General features: G+C 57.6%; 13 protein-coding genes. 9 read left to right on the top strand and 4 right to left on the bottom strand.

Annotated elements, in window-relative coordinates; all coding sequences use genetic code 11:
* Window positions 1-4: 4 nt before the first annotated feature.
* The 7 genes from U862_RS0106750 to U862_RS0106720 all read left to right on the top strand — a co-directional run bounded on the left by U862_RS0106750 (window position 5) and on the right by U862_RS0106720 (window position 8,331).
* A complete protein-coding gene (locus U862_RS0106750; RefSeq protein WP_025109678.1) occupies window positions 5-1,189 on the top strand; it encodes an aminotransferase class V-fold PLP-dependent enzyme in 1,185 nt (394 codons plus the stop codon).
* A gap of 85 nt (window positions 1,190-1,274) precedes the next feature.
* Window positions 1,275-1,790: a sigma-70 family RNA polymerase sigma factor gene (locus U862_RS0106745; RefSeq protein WP_025109677.1), complete on the top strand. Its 516-nt coding sequence runs from the start codon at window positions 1,275-1,277 to the stop codon at window positions 1,788-1,790.
* The gene (locus tag U862_RS0106740) at window positions 1,791-2,768 is read left to right on the top strand and encodes a FecR domain-containing protein (protein ID WP_025109676.1); all 978 of its coding nucleotides are present in this window, start codon (window positions 1,791-1,793) and stop codon (window positions 2,766-2,768) included. It begins immediately after the preceding gene.
* A gap of 98 nt (window positions 2,769-2,866) precedes the next feature.
* Window positions 2,867-5,281, top strand: coding sequence for a TonB-dependent receptor (locus U862_RS0106735; RefSeq protein WP_025109675.1), 2,415 nt, complete (start codon window positions 2,867-2,869; stop codon window positions 5,279-5,281).
* Window positions 5,282-5,342: 61 nt separating this feature from the next.
* A complete protein-coding gene (locus U862_RS0106730) occupies window positions 5,343-6,524 on the top strand; it encodes an ABC transporter substrate-binding protein (RefSeq protein WP_025109674.1) in 1,182 nt (393 codons plus the stop codon).
* The gene (locus tag U862_RS0106725) at window positions 6,521-7,582 is read left to right on the top strand and encodes an iron ABC transporter permease (protein WP_025109673.1); all 1,062 of its coding nucleotides are present in this window, start codon (window positions 6,521-6,523) and stop codon (window positions 7,580-7,582) included. Before U862_RS0106730 ends, U862_RS0106725 begins: the two co-directional genes overlap by 4 nt.
* A complete protein-coding gene (locus U862_RS0106720) occupies window positions 7,576-8,331 on the top strand; it encodes an ABC transporter ATP-binding protein (RefSeq protein ID WP_025109672.1) in 756 nt (251 codons plus the stop codon). Before U862_RS0106725 ends, U862_RS0106720 begins: the two co-directional genes overlap by 7 nt.
* Window positions 8,332-8,400: 69 nt before the next feature.
* Here U862_RS0106720 and U862_RS29125 read toward each other — a convergent pair whose 3' ends face one another.
* The 4 genes from U862_RS29125 to U862_RS0106700 form a co-directional block, all read right to left on the bottom strand.
* On the bottom strand, window positions 8,401-9,366 hold the full coding sequence (locus U862_RS29125) for an HNH endonuclease (RefSeq protein WP_025109671.1): 966 nt from the start codon (window positions 9,364-9,366) through the stop codon (window positions 8,401-8,403).
* Window positions 9,363-11,564: an AAA family ATPase gene (locus U862_RS0106710; RefSeq protein WP_256214639.1), complete on the bottom strand. Its 2,202-nt coding sequence runs from the start codon at window positions 11,562-11,564 to the stop codon at window positions 9,363-9,365. The genes U862_RS29125 and U862_RS0106710 overlap by 4 nt, the downstream gene beginning before the upstream one ends.
* Before the next feature lie 140 nt (window positions 11,565-11,704).
* Window positions 11,705-12,013 carry a plastocyanin/azurin family copper-binding protein gene (locus U862_RS0106705; protein ID WP_025109669.1) on the bottom strand — a complete coding sequence of 103 codons (309 nt, stop codon included), beginning with the start codon at window positions 12,011-12,013 and terminating at the stop codon, window positions 11,705-11,707.
* 14 nt (window positions 12,014-12,027) lie between these two features.
* The gene (locus U862_RS0106700) at window positions 12,028-12,996 is read right to left on the bottom strand and encodes a metallophosphoesterase (RefSeq protein WP_025109668.1); all 969 of its coding nucleotides are present in this window, start codon (window positions 12,994-12,996) and stop codon (window positions 12,028-12,030) included.
* 153 nt (window positions 12,997-13,149) lie between these two features.
* Between U862_RS0106700 and U862_RS0106695 the strand changes: the two genes are divergently transcribed.
* Together U862_RS0106695 and U862_RS0106690 are read left to right on the top strand one after the other, a co-directional pair.
* Window positions 13,150-13,662: a sigma-70 family RNA polymerase sigma factor gene (locus U862_RS0106695; RefSeq protein WP_025109667.1), complete on the top strand. Its 513-nt coding sequence runs from the start codon at window positions 13,150-13,152 to the stop codon at window positions 13,660-13,662.
* Window positions 13,655-14,395 (top strand): anti-sigma factor, encoded by a 741-nt coding sequence (locus tag U862_RS0106690; protein ID WP_025109666.1) that lies wholly within the window; start codon window positions 13,655-13,657, stop codon window positions 14,393-14,395. The genes U862_RS0106695 and U862_RS0106690 overlap by 8 nt, the downstream gene beginning before the upstream one ends.
* The last annotated feature ends 77 nt before the right edge of the window (window positions 14,396-14,472 follow it).

Below are 14,472 nucleotides of genomic sequence, written 5' to 3'. Positions count from 1 at the left end.
GCTTTTGAACATTGAACAACTGCGTGCCGACACACCCGCTGTCGCGCACCTGATCCATTTCAACAATGCCGGCGCAGCGCTGATGCCCGCGCCGGTGATCGAAACCATGACCCGGCACATTCAGCTTGAAGCGAATCTTGGCGGATACGAGGCCGCCGGGCAGTGCTCAGCCGAGGTGGAAAGTGTCTATGGCACCATTGGCCGCTTGATCAACGCGCAAGCCGATGAAATCGCAGTCATCGAAAACGCGACGCGCGCCTGGGACATGGCGTTCTATTCGTTGCCCTTGCGACCGGGCGATGTGGTGCTGACCTCGACCACCGAGTACGCCGGCAACTACATTCCATACCTGCAATTGCAACAGCAGCGTGGCATCGAGATTCGCATCATGCCCAACGATGAACACGGCCAGGTCTCGTTATCGTCGCTCAAGGACATGCTCGACGATGATCGGGTTGCACTGATTTCCCTGCCCGTGATCGCCACCAATGGCGGGCCGGTGCAACCTATCGAACAGATCGGTGCCCTCGCCCGTGCGGCCGGCGTGCTGTATTTGCTTGATGCCTGCCAGGGCGTCGGGCAGATGCCGATCGATGTGCAGAAGATCGGTTGCCACATGCTCGCCGCCACCAGTCGCAAATACCTGCGCGGGCCGCGTGGCATGGGATTTCTGTATGTCGAACGCGGGCTGTGTCAGAACCTTGAACCGGCCTTCCTCGACTTGCATGCGGCCTCTTTGCAAACCGCTGACAGTTTCACCATTCGCCCGGACGCGCGACGTTTCGAAAATTGGGAATGCAACGTCGCGGCCAAACTGGGCCTTGGTGCAGCGGTGGAATACGCCTTGGCGCAAGGTATCGAACCGATGTGGTTACGAATTCAACACCTGGCGGAGTACCTGCGCCAGCAACTGACGGAGATTCCGGGCGTCACTCCGCGAGACCTTGGCGCGATCAAGTCTGGCATCGTCACCTTCACTCATCGCGATAGCAGCGCCGTGCAGATTCAGCAGTGGCTGGCCGCTCAGGGCAAGCGCATCAACGTCACAACGTCGACCTGCCGTTCGACAATGCTCGACATGCAGCAAAGAGACTTGCTGGAAGTCAGTCGCGCGTCACTGCACGCGTACAACACCGAGGCGGAAATCGACACCATGATCGCGGCTCTGCGCCAACTGCCATCAGTCTGAACCGGACACCAATCGGCGCTTGCGTCACAGCCAGTTTGTAAACTAGCATTGGGAATACTTCTCAATTGCATGAATGCCTGCAGCCATGAGCCAAACCCTTCCCGCGAACAACGACAATCACCTGCGCGCGATCGAAGCCTTGTACAGCGGCCATCACGGCTGGCTGTACGCAACGCTGAGAAAAAAACTGGGTAACGCCATGGATGCGGCGGATCTGGCGCAAGACACCTTCACGCGCATCCTGGCCTCGCAAGTCACCGTCATCGAGCAACCGCGGGCCTATCTGAGCTGCGTGGCCAAGGGCATTCTGGTCAACTGGTATCAGCGCAAGGCGCTGGAACGCGCCTATCTGGACGCTCTCGCCCACGTGCCTGCGCAGGAAGTACCTTCGCCGGAATTGCGCTTCATGGTGCTGGAGACCCTGCATGAAATCGACGCGATGCTCGACGCGCTGCCGCCACTGGTCAAGCGTGCGTTCCTGCTCTCGCAGATCAGCGGCCTAAAATACGACGACATCGCCGAAGAGTTGGGCGTGTCGCTGATCACCATCAAACGCTACATGAAGCAAGCCTTCGTGCAATGCCTGCTGCTGGTGGAGTGAATGCTCACCCTGCGCAGTCAGCCTCATCCCGATCAACAAGCCCTAGAGGAAGCGGCCGACTGGCTGATCCGCTTGAGTGAAGGCGAGCTCAGCGACACTGAGCAAGCCGAATGGGAATACTGGAAAACCAGCACCCCCGAACGCAGTCGCGCCTGGGCGCGGGCGCAGTTGCTGCAAAGCAAACTCGGTGGGTTGCCGCCGTCGTTGGCGATGTCGTCGCTAGATCGTCCGAGCAGTCCCGAGCGCCGTGCGGCACTGGGCAAACTGGCGATGATCCTGGCGATCCTGCCGGCCGGCTGGGGCAGCTGGAAGCTGGCGGAGTCTCAGCAATGGTCGGCCGACTATCGCACTGCTGTCGGCCAGCAACGCGAACTGACCCTGGCCGACGGCTCGAAAATCACCCTGAATACCGCCACCGCCATCGACGTCCTGTTCGATGCCAATCAACGGCTCGTTCATCTGCGCGAAGGCGAAATACTGGTGCAGACCGCAACGGACAACTCGCCGATGCCCCGTCCATTTCTGGTCAGCACCCGGCAAGGCCGCATGCAGGCGCTGGGCACGCGCTTCACCGTTCGAGAGCTGGAGTCGCGCACTCACCTTGCGGTGCTCGAAGGCGCGGTAAAAGTCGAGCTGGCGGAAAATCGTCAGGGGACACCACTGATCGTCAATGCCGGGCAACGTACCGAGTTTTCGGCGCATACCTTCGGCCAGGTCAGCATCGCCGACCGCTACGTCGGCGCCTGGGCGCAGGGCATGTTGATGGCCGACAAGATGCGCCTGGCGGACTTCGTCGACGAGTTGACGCGCTATCGCCGTGGTTTTGTGCGCCTCGACCCGGCGATTGCCGATCTGCGTGTGTCCGGTGCCTACCCCGTCAGCGACACCCAGCGCACCTTGAACATGCTCGCGCAAACCTACCCGATCCTTGTCAGCGGCCATTTGAATGGCTTCTGGGTCATGCTTTCCCCCGCCTGAATCAAAAAAATATTTACCGATCCGGTGATACTTTTTCTGATCTCGACTGGCTAGTAGGGAGAAGCACTCTACCGTCCTGTTTATAGGTCCATCCATTCATGCTCGCTGCACGCCATCTGCGTCCGGATCGTCAGTTCAAACCAGTTGTTCGCAGTGCGTTGCTCAGCCTTGTCCTGATCGCGGCCGTCAGCCCGCTGGTGGTGGCGGCTGTGCCAGTGCAACTGGACACTGTTGCGGTGCGTGCCTACAACATTCCCGCAGGGCCGCTGGGCGCGACCCTGTCGAGTTTTGCCGTGGAGGCCGGTATTGCCCTGTCGTTTCAGCCATCGTTGACCGAAGGCCTGAACAGCCCTGCGCTGATCGGCCAGTTCTCTACCCGGGACGCGGTCAATCGCTTGCTCGAGGGCAGCGGTCTGTGCATGGTGTTACGCAGCGACGGCAGCTACACCCTGGTACAGCGCCGACTGACGCTGGACGAAACCGCGGTGATCGGCAGCGAAAAAACCACCGATGCCTTGCCTCCGGTGTACGCCGGCGGGCAGGTGGCCAATGGCGGGCGCCTGGGGATCCTCGGCAATACCGATGTGATGGACGCGCCATTCAGCGTCAGCACCTACACCTCAACGCTGATCAAGGACCAACAGGCGGTCACCGTGGGGGATGTGCTGGAGCGCGATTCATCGGTGCGCTCCACAGGCCAGACCGGGGGCATCGTCGACTCGTTTTTCATCCGTGGTTTTCCCGTCGGTGAGGGCAACCTCGGTGAACTGGCATTCGACGGCGTTTACGGTGTGGCACCCAACTACCGGGTGTTTACCGAGTACGCCGAGCGTATCGAGCTGGTCAAGGGCCCCGGCGCCTTGCTCTACGGCATGTCGCCGAACAACGCGGTCGGCGGCGTGATCAACGTGGTGCCCAAGCGTTCCCTCGATGAAGACCTGACCCGTTTCACCGCCAGCTACGCCATGAACTCGCAGCTGGGCGGCCACCTCGACGTCAGCCGGCGTTTTGGCGAGGAGCGGCGGTTCGGCGTGCGCCTCAATGGCAGCACGCAACTGGGCGACACGGCCATCGACGATCAATCGCGGCATGTCGATATCGGCGCGCTGTCCCTTGATTATCAAGGCGAACGCCTGCGCACCAGCTTCGACTGGCTCAATCAGGAAGAACGCTTCGACGCCGCTTCTCGGCCCTTTTTGATCGCCCCCGGCGTGGACATTCCTTCGGCAGCCAATGGCCGCATCAATGTCAGCCAGGACTGGGGCTGGTCGCGAACCCGTGACAAATCCGCCCTGCTCAGTGGCGAATACGACCTGAGCGACGCCCTCACGGTGTTCGCCCACGCCGGCGGCGGCAAGTCGGATGTCGCGCGGATGTCCGACCAGACCCCGACCATCATCAACGCTGCCGGCGATACCTCCTCGACTCCCGGCTATTACAAGTTCGAAGTCGAGCGCTACACCGTGGACGCCGGTGCGCGCCTGCGATTCGACACCGGGCCGATCAGTCACCGCGCATCGCTGCAGGTCAGCCGTTATCGTGATGTGCTGTCGCGCGGGATCATTTCCGGCGCACCGATCCTGTCGAATATCTATCACCCGGTAGAGCGCCCGAAACCCTACATCCCCAAGCCGGACACACCGAAAGTCTCCGAGAGCGAACTGACAGGCGTGGCACTGGCCGACACCCTGTCGGTACTCGAAGACCGGGTGCAACTGACCGTCGGCGTACGCCAGCAGAACATCAAGTCCGACAACTACAACGCCGCCGGGGTTGTCACCACGTCCTACGACGACGGCCGGGCCACGCCGCTCTATGGCGCGGTGGTGAAACCCTGGGACCACGTTTCGTTTTACTACAACTACATCGAAGGCCTGAGCAAGGGCGACATTGCCCCCTCCACGGCATCGAACGCCGGCGAAATCTTTGCCCCCTACATCTCCCGCCAGCACGAACTCGGGGTCAAGGCCGATTACGGCACCTTCACGTCCACCCTCTCCCTGTTCCAGATCACCAAACCCAGCGGCGAACTGGCTTCCGGGGTGTTTTCGGTGCAGGGCGAGCAACGCAATCGCGGGCTTGAGCTGAATGTGTTCGGCGAAGTCGTGCCGGGCACGCGACTGCTCGGTGGCGTGACCCTGCTCGATGCACAACTGACCAAAACCTCGGTGGCCGGCAACCGTGGCAACAAACCCGTGGGCGTACCCGAGGTGCAAGCCAACCTGTGGGCCGAATGGGACACCTCGTGGCTCGAGGGGCTGACGCTCACCGGTGGTGCGATCCATACCGGCAGTCAGTACGTCAACCAGGCCAACACGCAGAAACTCGATGACTGGACCCGCTTCGACGTCGGCGCGCGCTACACCACGCGAATCGACGAACGACCGACCACGTTTCGCGCCACCGTGCAGAACGTGTTCGATCACGAGTACTGGTCGGGCGTCGCCTCCTATGGCGCGTTCTCCCAAGGCTCACCGCGCACTTTATTACTGTCGGCAACAGTCGATTTCTGAAACGTTCAGTCCGGTGGCGGTGTGAACCGTTGGCCTAACTGACTTTGCAAAGGCTTTGAGCATGGTGATTTTCGATCGACGCAGCTACGCGCTGGCGGCGCTGCTGATGGCAGGACTGCTGGCTCTGTTTTCTCTGGTGCCGCGCACGGCGCACGCCGCCGAAGCAGATGCGGCACGCACCGAGGTGACCGACCTGCTGGGGCGCAAGGTCAAGGTTCACCTGCCGGTCAGACGCGTCATTCTTGGCGAAGGACGGCAGTTGTATCTGGTCGCCGCCCTCGACACGCAAAATCCCGTCGAACGCATCGTCGGCTGGCGCAAGGACCTGATTCAGTCGGACCCGGACACCTACAACGCCTACCTGCGCAAGTTTCCCGACATTGCCAAAATCCCTACCTTCGGCGGCTTTGAAGACGGCACCTTCGACATCGAGCAGGCGATCTCGCAGCGCCCGGACGTGATCATCCTCAATGTCGAGGCGCAGCACGCCACCGAGGATGCGCGCTATATCGAAAAACTCGACGCACTGGGGATTCCGGTGGTGTACGTCGACTTTCGCAACAACCCGATGCAGAACACCGAACCGACCATGCGCCTGTTCGGCCAACTGTTTGGCAAAGAACAACGCGCGCAAGCGTTCGTCGACTTTCGCAACCAGCAGATCCACCGCGTTACCGACGTCATCGAAAAACAACACCCGGCCCGGCCCAGCGTGTTCATCGAGCGCATCGGCGGTTACACCGACGATTGCTGCCTGAGTTTCGGCAACGAGAACTTCGGCCTGTTCGTCGATATGGCCGGCGGCAACAACATCGCCCGGCGCATCATTGCGACCACGTTCGGCCAGTTGAATCCCGAGCAAGTGATCGTCGCCAATCCGGCCCACGTGGTGGTCACCACCGCCAACTGGGAAGCGTTTGCTCCTGGAGGTCATTGGGTCGGCGTCGGCCCGGGTGCGGACATGGCCGAGGCGCGCAAGAAACTGGCCTGGTACACCCAGCGGCCAGCGTATGCCGGTATCAAGGCGCAAGACACGCAAGCCTTTCACGCCATCTGGCATCAGTTCTACAACAGCCCGTATCAGTTCGTCGCCATCCAGCAATTGGCGAAATGGTTTCACCCCGAACTGTTTGCCGATCTCGATCCCGACGCGTCATTTCGCGAACTGCATGAGCGCTTCCTGCCGGTGCCTTATGAGTCTGGCTACTTTGTCAGCCTGCGTGCGCCTGAGGTCAAGCCATGAGCTCATTGACTGACGCGGTGGTCGTACAGCGCGAAGCCTATCGTCGGCTGGTGCTGCGCAAACGGCTGATCCTCGCAGCACTGGTGTTCTTGTTGCTGTGCAGTGTGCTGCTCGACCTGGCATTGGGGCCGGCGAGTTACAGCCTTGGCGAAGTCCTCGGTGCCCTGATTTCACCGGACAGCGCCTCGCCGCAGGTGCGTGTGGTGATGTGGGACATTCGTCTGCCCGTCGCGCTGATGGCGGTGGCCGTAGGTGCGGCGTTGTCACTGGCGGGTGCGCAGATGCAGACCATCCTCAATAACCCGCTGGCCAGCCCGTTCACTTTGGGCATTTCCGCTGCCGCCGGTTTCGGCGCGGCACTGGGCCTGGCGTTCGGTGTCGCGCTGTTTCCGCTTGCGGCGCAATTCATGGTGCCGCTCAATGCGTTCATCATGGCCATGCTTTCGGCGTTATTGATCCACTTCCTGAGCATGCGTCGTGGCGTCACTGCCGAAACCATCGTGTTGCTCGGCATTGCGCTGGTGTTCACCTTCAATGCGTTGTTGGCACTGGTGCAGTTTTTCGCCACCGAACAGGCGGTAGCCGCCGTGGTGTTCTGGACCATGGGCAGCCTGACCAAAGCCACCTGGCCAAAACTGGGGGTGATCTGCGTGGTGATCCTGATCACCCTGCCGATCTTCGCCAAACGCGCGTGGGCCTTGACGGCCCTGCGTCTTGGCGACGACAAGGCCGCCAGTTTCGGCATCAACGTACGCAGGCTGCGTTTTCAGACGCTGATCATGGTCAGCCTGCTCGCCTCGTTCCCCGTGGCCTTCGTCGGCACCATCGGCTTCATCGGGCTGGTCGGGCCACACATCGCGCGCATGCTGATCGGTGAAGACCAACGGTTCTTCCTGCCCGCCTCGCTGCTGACTGGCGCGCTGATTCTGTCGGCCAGCTCCGTGGTCAGCAAAACCCTGATCCCCGGCGCGATTTTTCCCATTGGCGTGGTCACTTCGTTGATCGGCGTGCCGTTCTTCATATCTCTGATTCTGGGCGGGAAGAAAAACTCATGGTGAAGCTGCAACTGGACAATATCGGCGCCCGTTACGGCCAGCGCGAAATCATTCGCGAGGTGTCGACGGCGATGTTTTTCGGCGGTCAGGTAGTGGCCGTGGTGGGGCCGAACGCTGCGGGAAAATCGACGCTGTTCAAACGCATGGCCGGGCTGATCGACGGCCCCGGGCAAGTGATTCTGCAGGACTCGAAAAAAGGTCCGGCAGGCATCAGCTATATGCCGCAGGGGCTCAATGCCAGTGCGCGCCTGACGGTCTATGAGTCAGTGTTGCTGGCCCGCAAGCAACTGACCCCGGGGTGGGCGGTGAACGATGACGAGTTGAAACTGGTCGACGAGATTCTCGCGGCACTGGGCATCAGCGACCTGTCCTTTCGCAACCTCGGCGAACTCAGCGGCGGGCAACAACAACTGGTGTCCATTGCGCAGACGCTGGTGCGCGAGCCGGAGGTTCTGCTGATGGACGAACCGACCAGCGCTCTGGACATGCACCGCCAGGTACAGGTCCTGGACTTCATGCGCACGCTGGCCCGGCGCCGCGAGGTCATCGTGTTCATCGCCATCCATGACCTGAACCAGGCACTGCGCTTTGCCGATCAGGTGCTGGTCATCGCTGGCGGCACCACACAAGGCAGTGGCCCCAGCGGTGAAGTCATTACGCAAGGGATGCTGCGCGACGTGTACAAGGTTCAGGCGAGGATCGAGCAGTGCAGCCGCGGGATGCCGCATATACTCATAGATGGCGTGGTTTGAGAGGCTGAGATGCCTGGCCCGCCCACGTAATGCATTTACACTGGGCGGGATGATGGCTTACTGGCCTGCCTATTCAAAAATCGTCGAAAACTCCTCCATTAACCTGGCCTCCTCGTCCTCCAGCAACGTCTTCACCATCATCGAATAGGGTTGTGATGGCGATGCTTTTTCTCTCATATCTGCGAGAGCACGAAATGCCACGTCTATCAGCGAGTCCCTAGTGGCATCCGCCTCCAACTTCGCGGCTATATATAATAGATCCCGAACTCTGCCTAGCTCATTCTCAACCTGGCGCATGAGCGCGGTACGTTCTTCCACCAGATTCCTGCGATTAAGGCCGAAAACCCTATAGGTCGTGAACCCGTATATATCCCAATCTTCTCCGATCTTTTTAGGTGCGACCAGGCTTAAACTGTTTTGCACAATCCATTGCAGATGATTCTCTGGGTTCCTTTCCGTCGGATCTATGAGGAAAGCCTTCTCCAGCTTCAAATCATCCTGTTCAGAGCATGCCCTGGCTCCGCCGATCGGAAAATAATCATATTTACCGAGTCTGTACGCTCCATTCTTGAACTCTTGAGAATAAGGCGGCTCGTTTTCCAGCATTTCTGTCAGATGGTACTCTGTGCCGTTGCAATGCACACAGCTAGGTAGAAGATTGCTCCAGCTAGATGCCAGCCACCAATATCCCTCATGAGTTGGATCCTCTGCCACTCGTTTTTTAGGCCGAAAATGCTCAATCTGGACGGAAATGACTGACTTGTAGCTAGACTCGCAATACGCACACTTCTTATTGAAAAGAACTTCAAGAGCCTCCTTTACATCTTCACCTTTGTAGGCTGAAAAAGTAAAAGCTATGGTTTTTTCCTCCTCTGGCTCATCAACTTTACCTTTAGCCTTTTTTTTACGTTTGGGGCGATCTTGAATAGGCAGTGCATAATATATTTTTGCGTGTTTTCGTTCGTTATCACCCGCCTTGCCAGCGACTGTCAATGAAGCGGGAGGCTTAACACCGTTGCGATCAACGAATATCATTTGACCCCCTTCGCACTGTGTGCCCGGAGCTTTTGCAATATTAGTTCAACAGCCTCCTTTCGAACGTTGGCGCGATCAAGTTTTTTCGAATGCAACTCTTCGATAATATGCAGGCGTAACGCTTCGTTGACTACCTGTTGCTCGGGAGTGTCACCAATAAGCGAGAAGCTGGCCAGCTGTTCAGAAAATCGCTCAAGATGTTTTGTATCACCAGAGCCGGACAGTATCTTTCTATCCAGCTCACGGGTAACTGCAGGGTCAGAGGTGCTAGCCAAACCGAAAAATTCCGACGTCAATAACTGTTCTGCCCTCATGCCGGTGACATCCGGCAAGCCAGTCATTTCATTCACCACTCCCGATTCATTTTTTACAAGAACATGCACTTCATCCTTGAGCATTCCGCGCAAGCAAAGGGGGTCATGGGTGGTAAATATAAACTGGACCTGTGGCATGGCTTGACGCAATGCACCAACCACTTGCATCTTCCATCGTGGATGGAGGTGGGTTTCGATTTCATCGATGAGTACAGTCCCGCGCGAGTCCTCCAGATTCCCCCACTCACGTATCATGTTTCTCATGATATCTAACGCCACTGCAAACAACGCTCGATAACCATCGCTCAACTCCATCAAGGAAACATCGCCAGAGGGTGAACTGATGAATATCTCTTTGGATTCCAAACGAACGATCTCTTGGTTTCCTTTCAGATCCAGAATCTCCCGCATGGCTCTCGCGATGGGTACAAATTTTTCTTCGTCTACGGTTTCCAGCCAGTTCATCGAATGGGGAATCGACTTACTCCTGTCAAACAGTGACTCGACACTCGACGCACGTCTAAAATAACCGGTGGAGTTTGACTCATCGCCAAAATTACGATGTGCACCATAGGCAAGTACGAGTCCATTCAAAGAGTCATCACTTACAACCGATCCATCGAGACGTATGTTCACCCTGCTCGTGCGACCACTATCAAACGTTACTTCAATGAATGTTTCATTCTCAGCTGAATTGAATTCGGAGAATTTCGCTTCGGACGATAACGGCCCATTACGCTTGCGAAAAAAATTGAAATCGACATTCAACTGCCCTCTTAACTTTGGACTCATCAGCCCAATGGCGATCGCTTGCAGTATTGAGCTTTTACCTGTCGAATTCTCACCCAGAAGTACCGCCGCAGGCGCGACACCCTTTCTGGACGAACTGTCGGATGCAAAACTCATTTCAAGTTTGCCAATGCCTTTGAAGTTGCTTATTGAAAGTGAGCTGATTCTGGAGAGCTTGTTGTTGGACTCATAATCTTCCAGCTCCACCTCGACACTCCGCATGCTTTTTACTGGAATAAAATCTTTCCCTGTAAGCGCAACGCAAAAATCTTTCCAGCGTTTTTCATCCGAGATTGAAACAAAACCGGCCAACTCAGTTTCGAACTGTCCGCGCTTCAATGGGCTTTTACTACCTGAAACTTCTATCAGTCCTTCAGAAATCCATGTTTTTGTGGCTCCGATATAGACTTTTCCTTCGCTCAGGTGCTTCTTGACTACTCTCAAACATTCTACGTAGTCTAGCCCCCTCAAGGTCCCTAACAACGTTAAAGTCTCATAAAAAGACTCTTCACGATGGGAAACCAGATCACTCCTGTTCAACTTCAGAATATTGATCGTGTGTTTACCCCTTCGGCTCTTGCCAAGGCACCGGCCACCCAGTTTGAAAGACAGATGTTCAAAGACATTGTCACGACATGGATCAAGCAGTTGAGGTTCCTCTTGATCAGCGTCCTCCCATGGAGTGAACGGTGGTATTCGATCTTTCACGGTAGGAAACAGGTTAGCTTTGAATCTTGAGCATTGCATGCACAAAAGGATCAGATTGTTCCATTCGTAAGCATACCAGGCATAATGATCGGCACTGGCCTTAAGCATGTTACCCGCATCACCTTTCGCGTTCATCAAGGGACGGTGATGATGAACATCAACCCCTTCCATTACAATCGACGACTCGCAATAAGCACACTTCCCTTTAAACACTCGAAACAAAGCACTTCTTATATTTTTCGACCTCCAGATCTCAGCATTAAGCTTAGGCCTTCGAGTTAAGCGAGAGTATTCCGGTAGATCGTAGTGTTTTTTCAACTCCGACATTTCGGATGCCAGATTCTCTACTTGCAATGCAGAAGGAATTTCGAAATCGCCCCTGACCACTTCCCTCAAAACCCAACTCCTTGTCTTAATCTTTAGCATCAACTTTTCACAGACTTATTCTGTAAAAACTTGAAGTCGAATTAAATGGCATACTGCCACACCTCATATATCAGGGGCAACTTTTCAACAAGATGCCAACCTCACTGCGTCACCACCACCTTCCCGATCATCTGCGGATGCAACACACAAAAATATTCAAACTCCCCCGGCGTATCGAACACCCAGGAAAAACTGTCATTGGTGTCCAGTGCCCCCGAGCGAAACACCTTGTGGGTTTCAGCCACCGTGTGCGGAATCTGATCGTCATTGACCCACGTCACCTTGGTGCCGACGGCCACGGTCAGGTCTTTGGGGCCGAACATGAATTCCTTGATGTCGATCTTTACTTCCGCCGCCCACACCGGCATTGCCAGCATCAGGCCCATCAGCGCCAACAGTCGTCTTTTCATCGGTCCGCCCTCCGTTAAACCAGTGTCGAATCAATCAACGCCAGCGGGTGATCGCCCTGGGTCGCGCGCACCTCGGTGATCCCCAGGTAATTGCGCAGTTGATCTGCCGCCACGGTCATCGGCCCCGGTGACGGCGCCGCACCCGGTGCGGGTTGCGGATACGCCGTGCCGCGGGCGGTGTGGAAGGTGATGTTGCCTTCGACTTTCTGGATGACCTGGTGAATGTGGCCGTTGAGCACCGTTACCGAGCCGTACTTGCGCAGCATTGCGATCGCCTGATCGCCATCCTCTGTGCCCCAGCCCCACGGCTGATAAATCGTCCAAAGCGGGATGTGGGTGAACACCACGACGGGGGTACTGGTGCTCACCGCGCGCAAATCATCGGCCAGCCAGGCCAGTTGATCAGCGCCGAGGGTGGCTTCATGGCCGGCCTGGAAATTGAAGACATTGATCAGCGCGATGAAGTGCACGCCGTGGTCATCGAAGCTGTACCAGCCGTTGCCTTTGGTGCCCTTGCCGTAGCGTTCCAGATAAAGCTTGCCGCCGCCCTCGTCGAGGGTGTCGTGCTCGCCCGGTATGTAATGCACGGTGGACGGCAGACCTTTGAGCAACTGCGCGGCAGTGTCGAACTCCTCGGCTTTGGACAGGTGGGTGATGTCGCCAGTGTGCAGGATCAACGAAGGCCGCTTGGGCAGCGCGATGACCTTGTCGATCGCCACCTGCAAGGTCTTGACCGGCTCCGGGTTGGCCTCCTTGTTGAAGCCGATGTGCGAGTCGCTGATCTGCACGAAGTGAAAGGTGCTGGCCAACGCCTTGGGATCGCTGACGTTGCCCGATTCATCCAGCGCAAAGGCTTTGGGAATGCCGCCGCTCAGGGCCCAGAGCACCCCGGCCCCGGCCCACGCCGAGCATTTGAGCAGGGTTCGCCGGTCCGGATCGAGTGGGCCGTCGGTGCGCAGTGGGTGTTTTGCTTGAATGTCCATCGGTGTGTCCTCGCGGGCGAACTACAGTGAGGTAGCTGACACGAGTTAAACCTTGCGGCGCGATGCTTTATTCCACGTCAAAAAATAAATCTTTTTGCGCGAATAAAACCCGCTGCAGCACGGTTATAGGGGTGTGACGGTGCGGAACCCACCATGAAGCGATTTGAGGAACTGATTGCGCCGCATCTGGACGCGGCCTACAACCTTGCGCGCTGGCTTACCGGCAACGACAGCGCCGCGCGCGATGTCGTGCAGGAAAGTGCCCTGCGCGCCTTCCGGTTTTTGCAGCGCTTTGCCGATGGCAACGCCAAGGCGTGGTTTCTGACTATTGTGCGCAACGAAAGCTACAGCTGGCTCAAGGCCTCGGCCGGGCATCGCTGGGTCGCCATCGATGACGAGATGGCGGCTGGCGAAGGTCCCCTGAGCCACAGCCAGACCCCGGAACTGCTGGCCATTCACACGGAAAATGCCGCGTTGCTGCAGCAAGCGCTGTGCGCCCTGCCACCGGCGTTTCGCGAGGTGATTGTGCTCAAGGAACTTGAAGACCTGCCCTACAAGGACATCGCCCTGGTGGTCGATATTCCCATCGGCACCGTCATGTCCAGACTGGCCCGGGCGCGTGCCCTGCTCAAGCTCGAACTACTGAAGTTGCACGATCATGAATGAACTCGACTGCACGGTTTGCCAGACACAGTTGCACGGCTATCTGGATCAGGAACTGGATCCGGCCACGACTGCGCGGGTGGCAGCACACTTGAGCAGTTGCGCCGAATGCACGCGGCTGCATGATGAGGCGAAATTGCTCAAGATCAGTGTGAAGCGCCATGCAACGCATTACCCGGCCCCGGCCTCACTGGCGGCCAGCGTATTCGCCGCCGACAAACCCGCGCCCGGCTTGATGCAGCGTTGGCGAAACTGGTTGGCCCCGACGTTTTCCGCCACAGCGCTGGCCCTGGCGATGGTGTTGTATGTCGCCACCCCGGGCAGCGAGCAACCCTTGATCGACGAGGCCGTCTCCAGCCATGTGCGCTCGTTGATGGGCGAACACTTGAATGACGTGGTGTCCTCCGACCGCCACACGGTCAAACCGTGGTTTACGGGCAAGCTCGACTTTTCGCCCCCGGTGTTCGACTACACGGCGCAAGGCTTTCCCTTGCTCGGCGGGCGTCTGGATTATCTGCAACACCAGACCACCGCCGCCCTGAGCTACGGGCATGCCAAGCACATCATCAACGTATTCATCCTGCCCACGACCGAGGCCGACAAAGCCGTGCAAAGCCAAAGCATTCGCGGGTTCAACGTGGTGTCGTGGCAGGCCGCTCACATGCGTTTCGTGTTGGTGTCGGATGTGGAGAAAGCTGAGCTGGAGGCGTTGGGGCAGTTGCTCAGGGCGCAATAGCGTTGCTTCAAGGCAAAATCCCCAGGCATTCACTACGCTTGGAGAACTCGCCTCGGCGCAATCATCACAAAAACCTT

Origin of the sequence: Pseudomonas sp. H1h, from assembly GCF_000633255.1 — a bacterium.
Classification (GTDB): domain Bacteria; phylum Pseudomonadota; class Gammaproteobacteria; order Pseudomonadales; family Pseudomonadaceae; genus Aquipseudomonas.
This window is presented reverse-complemented; position numbering and strand designations above follow the sequence as displayed.